This is a genomic window from Streptomyces sp. NPDC005955 (assembly GCF_042871255.1).
In the GTDB taxonomy this organism is placed as follows: domain Bacteria; phylum Actinomycetota; class Actinomycetes; order Streptomycetales; family Streptomycetaceae; genus Streptomyces.
This window is the reverse complement of sequence record NZ_JBIAIF010000008.1, coordinates 1-15,532: the sequence shown is the minus strand read 5'-3', so window position 1 is coordinate 15,532 and position 15,532 is coordinate 1. Positions and strand designations below refer to the sequence as shown.

Sequence of the window (15,532 nt, the reverse complement as noted above, 5' to 3'; positions counted from 1 at the left end):
CGTCGCGACCGGTCAGGGGGCCGCGGCGCCCGCCCTCCCCTCCTTCCTCCCCCCTGCGGAGGACGGGCCCCCGCCCGTGCGGTGGGGGCCGAAGGCGTCCAGGAAGCGGTTCCGGAACGCGTCCATGCGCCAGACCTGTGCGGTGGGCGCGGGAACGAGCCCCTCCGTCCACCGCCAGCCGGCGACGCGGTCGAGCACTGCCGGATCCCGCGCGACCACCGACACCGGTACGTCACGGGAGGCGTCACGGCCCACCACCGCGGGCACCGGCTGGTGGTCCCCGAGGAAGACCAGGACCGTGTCCTCGTCGCCGTACCGCTCCAGGTACGACAGGAGACTGGTCAACGAGTACTCCACGGAACGCCGGTACTCCGTACGCAGGCGCTCCGGGTCCTTCCACACCTCCCGCGGGTCCTCGCCCCGTTCGTGGACCCCCGCGTAGACCGAGCCGTCGCCGAGCCCGTCCCAGGGCAGGATCCGGGGGATCGGTGCCCACGGGTTGTGGCTGGAGACCAGGACGATCTCCGCCATCAGCGGACCCCGCCCCGCCCGGCCGTGCTCCAGCCGCTCGAACGCGGCCAGGCTGAACTGATCGGGTACCGGCGCCCAACTGAACTTCGGCCCCCGGTAGCCGAGTTCACGCGAGTCGTAGACGTGGTCGAGACCGTAGAAGCGGCCCTCCGGCCAGGCGCGGGTCACCCCGGGCACGATGCCGACCGTGCGCCAGGCGCCCGTCCTGCGGAACGCCCCGGTCAGGGTCAGGTGCTCGCTGCTGGTGACGCTGCGGTACCGCTGCTGGTTGTTCACCCACCGACCGGACAGGAACGTCGAGTGCGCCAGCCAACTGCCGGCGCCGGTCGTCGGCGAGGTGAGGAACCCGCTGCGCGCCCCGTAGCCCGCCCTGCGCAGCCGCTCGCCGCCCTCCCGCAGCACCCGTCCCACGTGCGGGGCCATCGCCGGGTCCGTCAACGCGTCGCGCCCGTAACTCTCGACGAACACGAACAGCACGTCCTTGCCGCGCAACCCGGTGAGCAACCGCTCCGGCGGGACCTCCCCGTACGGGTCCACGGCGGCCTCCCGCGCGAACCGTTCCTCGTCGGCCAGGGTCGCGTTCACCTGGGCGACCCGGCTCCGCAGCGCCTCCGAGGTGGTGCGCGCGGCCAGCGGAGCCCCGGCGAGTTGGGCGCCGAGCGCCGCACACACGGTCCACACCGTGCCCGCGACCAGAGTCACGGGGGCCGCCACCACCCGGTGCCGGGCGAGCAGAGCACCGGCCCGCAGCGCCGAGAACACCATCAGGGCCGGTACGAGGAGCACCAGGGCCGCCCCCGCGGCGCCGATCAGGACGGTGCCCGTCCGACCCACCGAGTCCTTCAGGAAGGCCAGCCCGTCGTCGAGGAGGATCCAGTCCAGGACCGGGTCGAAGTCCCGTCCCAACGACTGCCCGAAGCCCAGGTCCAGCGCACCGAGCAGGACCGTCCCGCCGAGCAGCAGCCCGATGAGCACGGCCGCGGCACGTCGTGCCCGGTCCGGCAGGACCAGGAACAGCGCCGCCCCGAACACCGCCTCGACCGGTAGCCGCACGAACGACCGCCAGTCCACTGCGTCGAGCCGGGGCGGCACCAGCAGTGCGGCCAGGACCAGGACGACCGCCGCCCCCGTCGCCACGGCGGACGCGATCCGCCGGGCCCGCCCGGACCCGGCGCCCGGGGAGGCGGACGTGTCACCGATCGTGGCGTCCGGCGTCCCGGCCGCCCCGGCGACCGGTGGCGGACGGTCGGGGTCCCGTCGCCGGAGCGGGTGCAGGGAGTGACTCAACCCGAACGTCCTTCCACGAGGGCCCGGTGCGGGTACGGGGGCGGGTACCGGTACGGGTGCTGCGGACCGGGGTGCTGCGGACCGGCGGAGGGCCCGGTCGCACCGCCCTCCAGTACGGGCGCCCACGGCCTTCGGTTCATCCTCGGGTCCCGGCGGGTTCCGGACCCGCCCGCTCCGGCCGGGGCGGCGAGGTCGCCCGCTCCCGCCGTGGCGCGCGTCACCTGCGGGACTTCCCCCGCAGCGACCGGCCTTGACCGTCCTGACCCACGCCTGATTTGATCGAGTGCATGCGGCAACGACAGGAACTCACGAGGCGACGCCACGTCGACCTCGCCCGCGTCGCCAGCTCCTTCTGTCGCCCCTGACCGCCGGCCCCGACGCCGCTCGCGGTCCCCGCGACCCCGGGTGAGCACGCTCTCCACGGCAGGACTCCGCGCCCCCTGTGGGGCCAGCCAGCACCGCGCCTCCCGGTCCGTGCGCGAGCACACCGGCCACCGCCTCCCCACCCGCTCGTCCCGGGAACTCCCACCGTTGCGTGCTCCCGGGCCGTTCGTGCCCGCACCTCGTCCACCGCCCCGCGCCGCTCCCGTGGTCGCGTTCCCGCGGCGCGGGACGTGCGGGCCCACCCGCTCGCTCGTGCACTCTCGACCCGAAGGAACTCCCATGGCCACCGTTCTGTCCGTCTCCGGTAGTCCCTCCGCCACTTCCCGTACCGCCCGCCTGCTGCGGCACCTGGACGCCCGACTCCGGGACCAGGGACACGAGGTCATAGCCCTGGACGTGCGCACCCTGCCCGCCGAGCCGCTGCTCGGAGCGGACTTCGCGCACCCCGCGATCGTCCACGCCGGTTCGCTCTTCGCGCAGGCCGACGGCGTCGTCATCGGGACGCCGGTCTACAAGGCCGCGTACTCGGGGCTGTTGAAGTCGCTGCTGGACCTGCTGCCGCAGTACGCCCTGGAGGGCAAGACCGTCCTGCCGCTGGCCACGGGCGGGACCAACGCCCATGTGCTCGCCATCGACTACGCCTTGCGGCCGGTGCTCAACTCGATGGGCGCCGACCACATCGTCCAGGGGTGGTTCACCCTCGACCGGCACATCACCGTGGAGGCCGACGACAGCCTCACCCTCGCGCCCGAGGCGGCGGAGGCGGTGACCCAGGTGCTCGACCGCTTCTCCGCGGCCCTCGGCGCCCCGACGCTCGCCACCACCGGCTGAGCCCCCGCCCGGGCGCGGGCCCGGCACGCACCCGGACCGCACACCCGCCCGCGCGCTGCGGCGACCCCCGGCGAACGCGCCCCGGACGCATAGGATGCGGTCGGAACACGAGGGCGGTGGCGCGATGAGACTGGTCGTTCTGGGTGGTGGGGGGTTCCGGGTCCCCCTGGTGTACGGAGCCCTGCTCGGGGACCGGGGCGAGGGCCGGGTCGACGAGGTCGTGCTGTACGACACCGACCCGCTGCGGCTGCGGACCATCGCCCGGGTGCTGGCCGACCAGGCGGCGACCGCCGCGGTGACCGACGCCCCGCGCGTGCGGGTGACCACGGACCTCGACACCGCCCTGCGCGGCGCCGACTTCGTGTTCTCCGCGATCCGCGTCGGCGGACTGGAGGGGCGCGCCGCCGACGAGCGGATCGCCCTGGCCGAAGGGGTCCTCGGGCAGGAGACCGTGGGCGCGGGCGGCATCGCCTACGGGCTGCGGACCCTGCCGGTCGTCGACCGCATCGCCCGACGGGTCGCCGAGGTGGCGCCCGACGCGTGGTTCATCAACTTCACCAACCCGGCGGGGCTGGTGACCGAAGCGATGTCCCGGCACCTCGGCGACCGGGTGATCGGGATCTGCGACTCACCGGTCGGGCTGGGGCGCCGGGTCGCCCGGGCGCTGGGCGCCGATCCGGCGACCGTCGAGGTCGACTACGTGGGCCTGAACCACCTGGGGTGGCTCCGCGCGCTCCGGGTGGACGGCAAGGACGAGTTGCCGCGCCTGTTCACGTCCGCAGCGCTCCTGGAGAGCTTCGAGGAGGGGCGGCTCTTCGGCGCGGACTGGCTGCGGTCGCTCGGCTGCGTCCCCAACGAGTACCTGCACTACTACTACTTCAACCGGGAGGCCGTGCGCGCCTACCAACAGGCCGACCTCACCCGGGGGGCCTTCCTGCACCAGCAGCAGGCCCGCTTCTACGCCCGCGCGTCCGATCCGACCGTCCCGGCGCTCGCCACCTGGGACGAGGTCCGGGCCGAACGGGAGGCCACGTACATGGCGGAGAGCCGGGAGGCGGCCGGAGCGGGCGAACGCGACGAGGCGTCCCTCACCGAGTCCGGCGGCTACGAGAAGGTGGCCCTCGCCCTGATGCGCGCCATCGCCCGCGACGAGCGGGCCACCCTCGTCCTGAACGTCCGCAACCGCTCCACCCTCGCCGGACTGGACTCCGACGCGGTCATCGAGGTGCCCTGCCGGGTGGATTCCCGGGGCGCCCACCCGCTGCCCGTGGACCCGCTGCCCGCCCACGCCCTGGCCCTGGTCACCGGGGTGAAGGCGGTGGAGCGCGAGGCGATGGCCGCGGCGGACGCCGGCTCGCGCGCCGGTGCGGTCAAGGCGTTCGCCCTGCACCCCCTGGTCGACTCGGTGTCCGTCGCCCGTCGACTGGTCGACGGGTACGCCCGCGCGCACCCGGGGCTCGCCTACCTCCGGTAGCCGCGTGCTACGCGCGCCGCCGCCCGGCCGACCGGCGGAACCGGGTCGATGCCGCCCCGGCGCCGGGCCCGGGAAGGACGGCACCGCAGCAGCCGGCCCACGGTCAACCGGACGCCCCGCAGCGCCCCGTGCCGCTCCAGCGCCCGCACCGCGTAGGTGGAGCAGGACGGACGGTACGGGCAGCGCGCGGGCAGGCGCGGGCTGACCTCGGTCCGGTACCGGACGACGGCCGAGTACAGCACACCCGCGACGGTCCCCGACGGGCGGCGCGCGGCCGGGTCGGTGCGCTGCGCGCGAGGGCCCGTCGTGCCCTGCGTCGAGCCGGGGCGCAGCGCCAGGAGGACCAGCACCGGGAACCAGTTCGCCGGACAGCAGTAGTAGTGGCCGACGTAGGTGTCCATGGCGGTCGTGCAGCAGCCGTCCTTCTCCTCCTCCGGCGGCCCGTCCCGCCGGGAGCGGTACCGCCCCGAGGCCCCGTCCTTGCGCCGCCGCCGCTGGTGACGCCCGTGTTCCTCCCGGCGCTCGTCCATGCCGTGCCGCCCCCGTCGTTCCCGTGCTGGTGACCGTGCCGGGTCCGACCGTACCGACCGGGCCGCGACCGGCCGCTGTCGACCCCGGTGGCCGGGGGTACGGGGTCCGGACGGCCCGTCAGGGGGCGGGCGTCAGCGGTGGGGGAGCGTCCGCGGCGCTGCTCAGACCGTCCCGCGGGCCGGGGCGGGGCACGCTCGTGCCGGACACGACGACCCGGGAGGCGCCCGGCCCCGCGTCCCGGAGCCCGACGGAGGCCCGACTGAGCACGAGGACCCCGCGAGCCGCGACCACCGCACCGGCCAGGGCCAGCCCCAGCCCCGGTGCGCCGCCCCGGAACCCCTCACCGAGCAGGGCGATCCCGATCGCCGACGCGGCCACCGGGTTGGCGAGGGTGAGCAGCGCGAGGGGCGCACCCAGCCCGTGGCGGTAGGCGGTCTGGGCGAGCAGCAGACCGGCCGAGGCGAAGCCGGCGACCAGCAGGGCCACCACGGCCACCCGGGTGCTCAGCAGCCCGGCCGCCGTCGCGGTGGCGGCGACGGTCACCGTCTGGGTGAGCGCCGACGCGACCCCGGAGGCGATGCCGGACGCGGTCGCGTGCCGCAGCCCCGGCCGGGCCCCGGGCCACGCCAGCAGCCCCAGCAGCAGGATCGACACCCCGGCGACACCGAGTGCTTCGCCCAGCGACAGGGCGTCCTCGGGCGCCGGCCCCGACGCGGCGAACGTCAGGGCGCCCAGTCCGGCCAGGGTGAGGCAGACCCCCCGCCACTCCGGGCGGCCCACCCGTCGTCCGGCGAGCCGGGCGCCCAGGGGCACCGCCGCGACCAGGGTGAGGGCGCCGAGCGGCTGCACCAGGGTGAGCGGCCCGAACCGCAGGGCGGCGACGTGCAGCAGGGCGCCGCCCGCGTTGAGCGCCACGGCGCCCCACCACACCCGGGCGCCCAGCAGCCCGCGGAGGTGGCGTCCGTCCCGGCTCCGGGCGGCGAGCCGCTCCTGGGCGACGGCGGCCGAGGCGTACGCGACGGCCGAGAGCAGGGAGAGGGCGACGGCGACGGCGGTGGCGTTCATCGCTGCGCCCCCGAGCGGGGCAGGGGGCGCCGGCGGAGCGCCCGGTGCGGCTCCGGCGGGGATGCCCCGGTACGGGAGTCCATTCCCTGCCCCTTCGTGTGAGAGCTGCTGGGTGGTGCGGCGGCGCACGTGCCGTGCGGACCGTGCAGCCCGGGCACGGGCCGGCCGCGCGACACCCCATCGATACGTGAGTGTACCGATACGGGCCCGTATCGGTACACTCACGTATCGATGGGGTCGCCGGATCGTTACCGCCACGGCAGCGGGACCGGCCCCGGGAGCGGCGCGACGCGCACCACGCACGGAGGGAGACGGAGCCACGATGACCACGGGCACCCCAGGGGAACCGGCACCGCGGACAGCGGCTCCGGCCCGCCGCTCGAAGATCAGCCCCGAGCGGGAGCGGGAGTTCTTCGCCGTCGCGCTCGACCAGCTCCGGGAGTGCGGGTACGAGTCGCTGACCATGGAGGGCGTCGCCGCTCGTGCACGGTGCGGCAAGTCCACGCTCTACCGGCAGTGGGGCACCAAACCCCGCTTCGTGGCCGCCGCCCTGCGCTCCGAGCGCTGCCCCCGCTTCGCCGGCATCGACACGGGCAGCCTGGCCGGGGACCTCCGCGCCGCCGCCCGGGCGGCCGGCGCCGAGTCCTGCGACGACACCCGGCTGCTGCACGCCCTCGGCCACACCACGCTCCAGGACCAGGAGCTCCAGCAGGCACTGGGCGAGGCGCTGGTCGAACCGGAACTGGTGGCCCTCGACGCCATGCTCGCCCGGGCGGTGGACCGGGGCGAGATCCGTGCGCAGCATCCGGCCGCGGAGTACGTCGCGGCCCTGCTCTTCGGCGTCACCCGGGTCCGCCCCCAGTTGGAGGGCCGCTTCGCCGATCCGGAGTACCTGATCCGGCTGGTGGACGCCGTGATCCTGCCCGCCTTCGGCCTCCACGGAGCGGTCACCGCCGACCGCTCCCCGTGAGCGACGGGCCGCCGGGGACGGATGACCCGCGGCGGCCCGTCAGCGCCGCACCGTGGGGACGGGGGCGGCGCGCACCCCGGGCCGGACGGGTCCCCGCCACACGGGACCCGTCCGGCTCCCGGTCCGACGATCAGGCCGGTCGACCGCTGCCCGACCCCTTGGGAGCCTTCTTGATGCCCTTGGTGATGTCGTCCATCACGGACAGCTCGGGCGCCTTGTCGTTCACGTCGAAACCGAACCGCACCACGACGAACTGACCCTTGTCCCGGGGCGAGGGGAAGGCCAGCGTCTGCACGTAGCCGTCGTCGCCCTTCTCGGTGATCACCTTCCAGCGGACCAGGTAGCCCTTGCCGCCCGCGACGGTGGCCGACCGGGCGGCCACCTCGCTGTGCGAGGTGATCCCGCCGTACGAACTCTTCCCGTACGCCTCCTCGGCCGCCTCCTTGATGTCCGCCTTCGCGATCGCCTCGGCCGAGGACTGGTTCCGCTTGAACGCCTTCGCCGGACCGGAGTTCGCGCCGGCCCGCGCGCACATGCTCTTGGTGTCGCCCGGGCACTTGTAGGGCCCGGTGGTCACCTGCGCCCCGATGGGCGAGGACTGGCCGGTCCACCCCTGGGGGACCGGCAGGCTGATGCCGCTCGCCAGGTCGGTGGCGTACCCCTTCTCCAAGGGCGGCGCCCCCTGCTCCGGTACTCCCGGCCCGCTCGGGCCGCCGCCGTCCCGGCCGCCCGGCCCACCGGACCCGTCCGGCGTGCTGGGCACGGCGTCCTCCGGCCCCCCACCGGGGGGCTGCGCACCGTCCGGGGACTGCGTGCCCTCCGGGGCGGCGGACGAGGCGGTGGGGGCCGGCGCTGTGCGGTCGTCGCCCCCGTCGTCGTCCAGCGTCAGCGCGTACACTCCCCCCGCGAGGCCGCCGAGCACGGCGAGCGCGACCGCGGTGCCTATCGCCGCGCGTATCGCCTTGCGCCGCTTCGAGGTCGGGGGCGCCACGGGCCAGGACGGGGCGGTCGGGGGACCCCAGGCGCCCGATGCGCCGAGCACCCGGGTCTGTTCCGTCCACGCGGTGCCGTCCCACCATCGTTCGGTCGGCGGCCCGTCACTTGTCTGCCCGGGGTCGGGGTACCAGCCGGGCGGCGTCATCTGGGTCATGACGCAACAGTAGGAGCCCCTCCTGAGATCCGGATGAGAGGGGGCAGATCGGTAGCGGGGCTGTGACCAGCGGCGCAGTGTTCCGGCCACCCCCGTCCACCGTGGCCCCACGCACCTCGGTGGACGACGGGCTGACCCCCCGTGCGCAGAACGCCCGTTCGCCCTGCTCGGGGCGGTGCCGTCACTCGACGTGGGGCAACCTGCCCGTCCGTCGGCGCGTTCGGGTCCCGGCGGGCTAATCTCGTTGGTTTGTACGCCGGTTGGGTGATCTGAGAGGACGCGGGATGACGCAGGGACGGCCGGACGCGGCCGGCGCGAGGAAGCTGTGGGAACGCGACCGCGAACTCGACGCCGCTCGGGAAGCCATCGCCGACCTGTGCCGGCACCGGCCCGCGACCGTGCCCGGCAGCCCCGCACCACCCGGCCGCCTGCTCGTCTTCACGGGTGAGCCCGGCATCGGCAAGACCGCGCTGCTCGACGCGATCCGTCGGACCGCGCAGGGCGCCGGGTGCGTCGTCTGGTCGGCCCGCAGCGGCGAGACGCTCACCTCCGTACCCTTCCACGTGGTCCGGCAGTTGATCCAGCCCGCGCTGATCACCCTCACCCCCGACGAGGCGCGAGGACACCTCGACGAGTGGTACGGCATCGCCGGTCCCGCCCTCGGCATCGCCGAACCGAGCGAAGCGTTGGTCGACCCGCAGGCCGTCTTCGACGGACTCGTCCACGTCGTCGGCAACCTCGCGAAGGAGCACTTCCCGCTGGTCCTGCTGATCGACGACGCCCAGTGGGCCGACCCCGAGACCCTGCGCTGGTTGGCCGGCCTCGCCGAACACCTCGACGAGGCGCGGGTCCTGGTCGTCGTCGCCCACCGCACCCTCGACCCCGGTCACGCGGCCACACCGTACCTGCGCCGGATCGGCGGAGCCGCCCAACTCCACAGCGTCCTGCACCGTTTCACGCCCGAGGCGGCGGCCCAGCTCACCCGGGCCACCCTCGGCGCCCACGCCGACGACCCGTTCTGCCGCCAGGTGTGGGCCGTCACCGGCGGCAACCCGTACGACACCGTCGAACTGCTGGCCAAGGTCGAGGACCGCGCCCTACAGCCCACCGAGTCCTCGGCCGACGCCCTGCGCGGCCTCAACAAGGCGGCCCGGGACGGCGGCCTCATCTCCCGGCTGGACGCACTCGGTGCCGAGACCGCCCACTTCGCCCGGGCCGCCGCCATCCTCGGCACCGACATCCCGCTGCCCGTCGTCGCCCGACTCGCCCGGGTCACCGAGGACGTGGCCCACGGCCGGGTCGCGGAACTCCGGGCGGCCCGCATCCTCGCCGAGCCCGAAGCGGTCCCCGCCACCGGGTCCGACGGGCTGGAGTTCGTGCACCCGCTGATCGCCAGCGCCGTCTACCAGTCGATCAGACCGGCCACCCGCACCCTGATGCACGGCCTGGCCGCGCGGGTGGTCCTGGACACCGGCGGGTCACCGACCGCCGTGGCCCGCCACCTCCTGGAGGTCCACCCGGACGACGACCCCGAGCTCGTGGAGCAGCTACGGGCCGCGGCGCGGGAGAGCCTCGCCGTCGGTGCGCCCGAGGCCGCCGTCCGCTGTCTGGAACGTGCCCTGAGGGAGCCCCCGCCGCCCGAGTTCCAGGGACACGTCCTCTACGAACTCGGCTGCGCCACGCTGTTGACCGCGCCCGCCAGGACCGTCGCCCATCTGCGCGAAGCCCTCGCCGTGCCCGGGTTCTCGGGTGACGACCGGGTCGACGCGGTCTGTCGGCTCGCCCAGGCCCTCGTCCACAACGACGAGTTGAAGGAAGCCGTCCGCGTGATCGACCAGGAGGCCGGCCACCTGGAGCCCGGCCCCCAGCGACTGCGCCTCCAGGCGTTGCGGTACATGTGGGAGGGCATCCACGCCGAGAAGGTGAACTCGTCCACCCGTTCCGACAGCCTCGCCGCGCTCGTCAAACCCCTCACCGGCTGCGACAACACGGAACGCGCCCTCCTGATCATCCGGGCCTTCGACGCCATGACCCGCGGTGAGAGCGCCGAGGCCGTCGTCGAACTGTGCGACCGGTCCCTGGTCAACGGGGTCCTACCGGCCGGTCTCGGCTGGACCGACACCGAGTGGGGTTTCGAACTCCTGATGATGCTGGGCAGTTCGTACCTGTTCACCGACCGGCTCGACCGTGCGGAGAGCCTCTTCAGCGAAGCGCTGCGCGTCTACCAGTCCCGCGGCTGGAGCGGCGGCCACCTGGCGCTCGCCCACGCCTTCGTCGGCTTCGTCCTGCGCCGCCGCGGGAGGCTCGCCGACGCCGAGGGACTGTTGCGCGAGGGCCTGCGGCTGGCCGACCGGGTGGGCTCCGGGCTGCCGATGCACTGGGACGCGGCCTGCATGCTGATCGACACCCTGGTCGCCCGCGGCCACCTCGACCAGGCCATGGAGGTCGTGGAGCAGTACGGCATCACCCCGCCGTACCCGTCCACGATCATCATGCCGGACGCCCACTCGGTCCGCGGCCGGCTGCTGATCGAGGCGGGGCGGGTGACGGAGGGCGTCCGGGCGCTGGAGGCGGCCGAGGAGTCCGCCGCCGTCGGCGGACGGCACAACACGGTGATGGCGCCCTGGGCCGCCGACCTGGCCCGCGCGCTGGTGCGCGAGGACCCGGCACGGGCGGCCGAACTGGCCGCCGTGGCCCGTGCCCAGGCCGAACGCCTCGGCACCGACACGGCCATGGGGGAGGCGCTGCGGTGCGCCGCCGCGCTGGAGACCGGGCAGCGGTCCGTCACGCTCTACGCCCAGGCGGTGGCCTATCTGGAGGCGTCGCCCTGTGCCTACGAACACGCCGTCGCCCGGATCGACTACGGCATCGCGGCCCGCTCCGCCGCCGAAGTGAACCGGGGCCTCACGCTCGCCCGCTCCTGTGGCGCCGACGGTCTGGTGATCCGTGGGGAAGCGGCGCTCGCCGCCTGGCGCACCCGCGACTGACGGCCCGGCCCCACCGGCTCAGCGGGCCACCAGCACCACCCAGACCGGCCCGGCCGCGAAGTCGAGCGGCTTGCCGTCGCGGGTGGTGAAGGTGGTTCCGTCCGAGGCCGACGGCCGCTTCCACTCGCCCTCGTGGGCGCGCCCGTCCCGCAGCACCTCGGCGGAACCGGAGCCCACGGTGACCGTGAACGGCGAGTTGTTGCCCATGAAGTCCTGGAACTGCGAATCGCGGATCTCGACCCGTTGGACGACGACGGTCGCCGCCGTCACCGGGGTGCCGTTCGGCTCCGTGCTCCGGCGGCCGTCCATCGAGACGAGCCACCGGCCCTCGTCGGCCGACCAGGTGAAGGTGAACCGGGCCGACGGGAAGCTGACGGTCCGCTCGTCGACCTGCTCGCCGCCGGCCGGTGCCGGGCCCGTGCGGAACCCGGTCTGTGCCAGGGCCGCCGCCCCGGCGGGCCCGTCCACCACCTTCGCGGGGTGCAGCATCAGGTCGTGCGGCGCGGACCGACCGGGATCCCGGGTGTACGCCCCGGCCGGCGCCCCGTCGGGCGGCACCGGACGCAGCGGCGCCGCCTCGATCAGGGGGAGCAGCTTGGACTGCGCACCGGAGAAGGCGAGCACGGGGTCCTCGAACTGCGCGAGCAGTTCCAGGTCGGACTCGCGGGCGCTGCGCACCGGGCCCACGGTGTCGGGCAACCGGGTCGCGTACAGCGCCAACAACCGGCTCAACCCGGCCTCGACCTGTTCCGCGTACACGACGTCGGCCGCGGCGAGGCCGGTCTGCGGACGGGCCGCGGCCACGTTGTCGACCTTCACGGCCAGCACCGGGCCCACCGCGGGGGCCGTTTCCGACTCCTGCGGCGACGGGCCCCCGCCGGAGCAGGACGTGCCGAGCACACCCAGCACCAGCGCGGCGACGGTGACGGTGACCGCGCGCCGGGTCCGCCCGGCTGCGCGGGTCCGACTGATCGGTTCCTTCATCTGGCACCCCCGGTGACGGACGTGATCTCCACGGTACGACCAACCGGACCGTCCGTCCGCGCGAACGCCCGCGCCCGCGCGGACGGCACGCTCAGGGGCCGAGGATCTGCCCGAGGTCATAGCGCACCGGCTCCTCCAACTGGTCGAACGTGCAGCTTGCCGGCGTCCGGTCCGGGCGCCAGCGGCGGAAGCGTGCGGTGTGCCGGAACCGCGCCCCGTTCTCCATGTGGTCGTACGCCACTTCGCAGACCCGCTCGGGCCGTAGCGCGACCCACGACAGGTCCTTCTTCCCCGACCAGCGGCTCGGTGCCCCCGGCAGTCGCGCCGACGCGTGCGCGGACTCCTGTGCCCAGGCCGCCCACGGGTGGTCCGTGGCCGACTCCATCCGCAGCGGCTCCAGTTCGGTCACCAGTTCGGCCCGGCGCTTCATGGGGAACGCCGCGCACACCCCCACGTGCTGGAGGGTGCCCTGCGCGTCGTGGAGGCCGAGCAGCAGCGAGCCGACGACCGGTCCGGACTTGTGGAAGCGGTAGCCCGCCACGACCACGTCGGCGGTCCGCTCGTGCTTGACCTTGAACATCACCCGCTCGTTCGGCCGGTACCGCAGGTCGAGCGGCTTGGCGACGATCCCGTCCAGGCCCGCGCCCTCGTAGCTCCGGAACCAGACGCGCGCCACCTCGGGGTCGGTCGTCGCGGGTGCCAGGTGCACGGGGGCGACGGTCCCGGCCAGTGCCCGGGAGAGCAGGGCGCGCCGGTCCGCCAGCGGGACCTCCAGCAGAGCCTCGTCGCCGAGGGCGAGCAGGTCGAAGGCGACGAAGGAGGCCGGGGTGCGCTCCGCGAGCAGCCGGACCCGGGAGTCGGCCGGGTGGATGCGCTCGGTCAGTGCGTCGAAGTCGAGCCGCCCCTCCCGGGCGATCACGATCTCCCCGTCCACCACGCACCGGGCCGGTAGCCGCGCGGACAGCGCCCCGACCAGTTCGGGGAAGTAGCGGGTCAGGGGTTTGCCGGTGCGGCTGCCGATCTCCACCTCCGGGCCGTCGCGGAAGACGACGGCCCGGAAGCCGTCCCACTTGGCCTCGTACTGCATGCCGGGCGGGATGTCCTTCACGGACTTGGCGAGCATCGGCTTCACGGGTGGCATCACCGGCAGATCCATAGGGCGATTGTCTGGTATGTGTGGATTTTCGGCCCGATCTGAGGTGGGTGTGCGTCCGATGCGGGCCCCGTGCGGGAGTGCCCGTGTGGGTGTAGGGGGTCGATGGGTGCCGAGTGGTGCCATGTGGCGCCACTCGGCGCCATCCTGTGGTGCTCTGGCGCCAGATGGGCGCGCACCGCTGTGAGCTGCATGAATGTGGCGATCGGGTGACCTGGGGTGCCGGTTCGTGTCATCGGTGGCGCTGTCGCACTTGCCAGTGGCGCCAAAGTGGTGCCATTATTGCGTCATGGACCTCACGCCGTACGTCGAAACACTCCGCAGGGAACTCGCGGTGGCCGCCGAGGCCGGAGGTGGGGAAGCCCGTGAGCTCGCCGAGCGGCTGACCGCCCCGCTGGAGTCGGCCACCCGCTTGACCCTGCTCAACGTGCTGTCCGCGGCCATGGACGAGATCACCCGTGAACTCGCCCCCGGCTCGGTCGACGTGCGACTGCGGGGCCTCGACCCCGACTTCGTGGTGGTGCTGCCGCAGCGCGAGGACCGGGCGGAAACGCTCGACGCGACGGCGCCCGCACCCGCCCCGCCTCCGGTCCCCACCGACACGGACGAGGGCGGCACCGCCCGCGTCAATCTGCGCCTGCCCGCCCCGCTCAAGGCCCGCGCCGAGGAGGCCGCGAGCCGCGAGGGCCTGTCGGTCAACGCCTGGCTCGTGCGCGTCGTGTCGGCCGCCGTCGACACGGGTGCCGCCGGCCCCCGTACCCCCGGAAAGACCAGGACCGTCGGTCAGAGCTTCACCGGCTGGGTGCACTAGCCGGCCCTTCCGAACGACTCCACCCACGCCCCGTTCACCAGCGGGGACGCCGAGAACACCTCACAGGACCCAGAGGACGGGACAGCCATGCCTTCTTTCGACACGCCCGAGCCGATCGCGGTCAAGGCCCATGTGTACTCAGGCTCCATCCAGTTCACCGCGGGCGACCGGATCGACACGGTCGTCGAGGTGCAGCCCCGGGACCGGGCGAAGGACCAGGACGTGCGGTCGGCCGAGCAGGCCGAGGTCACCCAGGCGGGCGGAGTCCTGACCATCCGGACGCCCAAGCCGCGCAACCCCCTCGCCCGTCCCGGCACCGTCGACGTGACGGTCGAACTGCCCGCGGGTTCACACGTCGACGTCGGCGGCGCCTGGACCCAGGTGCTCGGCGAAGGGCGGCTCGGTGAAGTGCAGGTGAGGACCTCCTCCGGGGACGTCCGCCTCGACACGACCGGGCCCCTCCGACTGACCGCCTCCCACGGCTCGATCACCGTGGACCGGATCGAGGGGACGGCCGAGATCAGCACCAGCTCCGGCAGTCTGCGCGTCGGCAGCGTCGAGGGTTCGGCCGTCCTGAAGAACTCGCACGGCTCCACGACCATCGGGGTCGCGGCCGGCGACCTGCGGGTGCGCGGGGTCAACGGCGACATCGACATCGAACGGGCCGAGGGCTCCGTCACCGCCACCACCGCCCACGGCACCCTGCGCGTCGCCGAAGTCGCAGGCGGAACGGTCCAGTTGGAGACCTCATACGGTTCCATCGAGGTCGGCATCCGGGAGGGCACCGCCGCCTGGCTCGACGTCAGCTCCAGCTCCGGGCAGGTGCGCAACGGGCTCACCACGTCCGACGCCCCGAAGGAGGTCGAGGGCACCGTCAAGGTCCGCGCCCGGACCCGGCACGGCAACATCGACATCCGCCGCGCCCGCGTCTGATCGGCTCCGCCTCCCCCTTCGTTCCCTTCCCTTCGCGTCCCCGCCCGTCCCTTCCAGTCCGTTCCTGCCCCCGATCGGGAGAGCCCCATGGCTTCATCTGTCATGCCCATGCCCAATGAGTCCGATGGTCGGACACCGCCCCCCGCCGTCTCCGCCGTCGGACTGCGCAAGTCCTACGGTGACAAGGTCGTCCTCGACGGGATCGACCTGCACATCCCCGCGGGCACCGTCTTCTCCCTGCTCGGCCCGAACGGTGCGGGCAAGACCACGGTCGTGCAGATCCTCTCCACGCTCATCGCGGCCGATGGCGGGCAGGCACAGGTCGCGGGTCATGACCTCGCCACGTCACCGCAGGGGGTGCGGTCGGTGATCGGTGTGACGGGGCAGTTCTCGGCGGTCGACGGTCTGATCACGGGTGAGGAGAACATGCTCCTCATGGCG

14 protein-coding genes are annotated in these 15,532 nt (G+C 74.2%); 8 read left to right on the top strand and 6 right to left on the bottom strand.

The genetic code is table 11. The features are described from left to right. Nucleotides 1-12: 12 nt before the first annotated feature. The gene (locus tag ACFYOU_RS20310; RefSeq protein ID WP_391307286.1) at nucleotides 13-1,818 is read right to left on the bottom strand and encodes a sulfatase; all 1,806 of its coding nucleotides are present in this window, start codon (nucleotides 1,816-1,818) and stop codon (nucleotides 13-15) included. 287 nt (nucleotides 1,819-2,105) lie between these two features. Between ACFYOU_RS20310 and ACFYOU_RS20305 the strand changes: the two genes are divergently transcribed. The 3 genes from ACFYOU_RS20305 (at nucleotide 2,106) to ACFYOU_RS20295 (ending at nucleotide 4,507) form a co-directional block, all read left to right on the top strand. Next, entirely contained in the window at nucleotides 2,106-2,183 is a 78-nt protein-coding gene (locus tag ACFYOU_RS20305) for a putative leader peptide (RefSeq protein ID WP_385491244.1), read from the top strand. A gap of 298 nt (nucleotides 2,184-2,481) precedes the next feature. Further along, complete coding sequence (gene ssuE, locus ACFYOU_RS20300; protein WP_387010532.1) at nucleotides 2,482-3,033, top strand: NADPH-dependent FMN reductase; 552 nt, start codon at nucleotides 2,482-2,484, stop codon at nucleotides 3,031-3,033. Nucleotides 3,034-3,157: 124 nt separating this feature from the next. Continuing rightward, on the top strand, nucleotides 3,158-4,507 hold the full coding sequence (locus tag ACFYOU_RS20295; protein ID WP_391307284.1) for a 6-phospho-beta-glucosidase: 1,350 nt from the start codon (nucleotides 3,158-3,160) through the stop codon (nucleotides 4,505-4,507). Here ACFYOU_RS20295 and yidD read toward each other — a convergent pair. After that, on the bottom strand, nucleotides 4,495-5,037 hold the full coding sequence (gene yidD, locus ACFYOU_RS20290) for a membrane protein insertion efficiency factor YidD (RefSeq protein WP_391307283.1): 543 nt from the start codon (nucleotides 5,035-5,037) through the stop codon (nucleotides 4,495-4,497). The genes ACFYOU_RS20295 and yidD overlap by 13 nt on opposite strands. 118 nt (nucleotides 5,038-5,155) lie before the next feature. Next, complete coding sequence (locus tag ACFYOU_RS20285; RefSeq protein ID WP_391307281.1) at nucleotides 5,156-6,103, bottom strand: hypothetical protein; 948 nt, start codon at nucleotides 6,101-6,103, stop codon at nucleotides 5,156-5,158. 322 nt (nucleotides 6,104-6,425) lie between these two features. Here ACFYOU_RS20285 and ACFYOU_RS20280 point away from each other — a divergent pair, with 322 nt between their 5' ends. Beyond that, nucleotides 6,426-7,073: a TetR/AcrR family transcriptional regulator C-terminal ligand-binding domain-containing protein gene (locus tag ACFYOU_RS20280; RefSeq protein WP_391307279.1), complete on the top strand. Its 648-nt coding sequence runs from the start codon at nucleotides 6,426-6,428 to the stop codon at nucleotides 7,071-7,073. A 130-nt stretch (nucleotides 7,074-7,203) separates the two neighbouring features. On the opposite strand, the gene ACFYOU_RS20275 is transcribed toward ACFYOU_RS20280, so the two are convergent. Continuing rightward, nucleotides 7,204-8,223 carry a DUF2510 domain-containing protein gene (locus ACFYOU_RS20275; protein WP_391307277.1) on the bottom strand — a complete coding sequence of 340 codons (1,020 nt, stop codon included), beginning with the start codon at nucleotides 8,221-8,223 and terminating at the stop codon, nucleotides 7,204-7,206. A gap of 284 nt (nucleotides 8,224-8,507) precedes the next feature. On the opposite strand from ACFYOU_RS20275, the gene ACFYOU_RS20270 reads away from it, so the two are divergent. Further along, nucleotides 8,508-11,210 (top strand): AAA family ATPase, encoded by a 2,703-nt coding sequence (locus ACFYOU_RS20270; protein ID WP_391307275.1) that lies wholly within the window; start codon nucleotides 8,508-8,510, stop codon nucleotides 11,208-11,210. 18 nt (nucleotides 11,211-11,228) lie between these two features. Here the strand turns inward: ACFYOU_RS20270 and ACFYOU_RS20265 are convergent, their stop codons facing one another. Both ACFYOU_RS20265 and ACFYOU_RS20260 read right to left on the bottom strand, forming a co-directional pair. After that, entirely contained in the window at nucleotides 11,229-12,194 is a 966-nt protein-coding gene (locus ACFYOU_RS20265) for a DUF3048 domain-containing protein (protein ID WP_391307273.1), read from the bottom strand. Between the two features lie 91 nt (nucleotides 12,195-12,285). Then, the gene (locus ACFYOU_RS20260; RefSeq protein ID WP_391307271.1) at nucleotides 12,286-13,350 is read right to left on the bottom strand and encodes an ATP-dependent DNA ligase; all 1,065 of its coding nucleotides are present in this window, start codon (nucleotides 13,348-13,350) and stop codon (nucleotides 12,286-12,288) included. A gap of 286 nt (nucleotides 13,351-13,636) precedes the next feature. On the opposite strand from ACFYOU_RS20260, the gene ACFYOU_RS20255 reads away from it, so the two are divergent. The 3 genes from ACFYOU_RS20255 to ACFYOU_RS20245 form a co-directional block, all read left to right on the top strand. Then, nucleotides 13,637-14,158 (top strand): hypothetical protein, encoded by a 522-nt coding sequence (locus ACFYOU_RS20255; protein WP_391307270.1) that lies wholly within the window; start codon nucleotides 13,637-13,639, stop codon nucleotides 14,156-14,158. Nucleotides 14,159-14,245: 87 nt separating this feature from the next. Then, nucleotides 14,246-15,091 (top strand): DUF4097 family beta strand repeat-containing protein, encoded by an 846-nt coding sequence (locus tag ACFYOU_RS20250; protein ID WP_391307268.1) that lies wholly within the window; start codon nucleotides 14,246-14,248, stop codon nucleotides 15,089-15,091. A gap of 87 nt (nucleotides 15,092-15,178) precedes the next feature. Beyond that, a partial coding sequence (locus ACFYOU_RS20245; protein ID WP_391307266.1) for an ATP-binding cassette domain-containing protein occupies nucleotides 15,179-15,532 on the top strand: 354 nt, incomplete at its 3' end.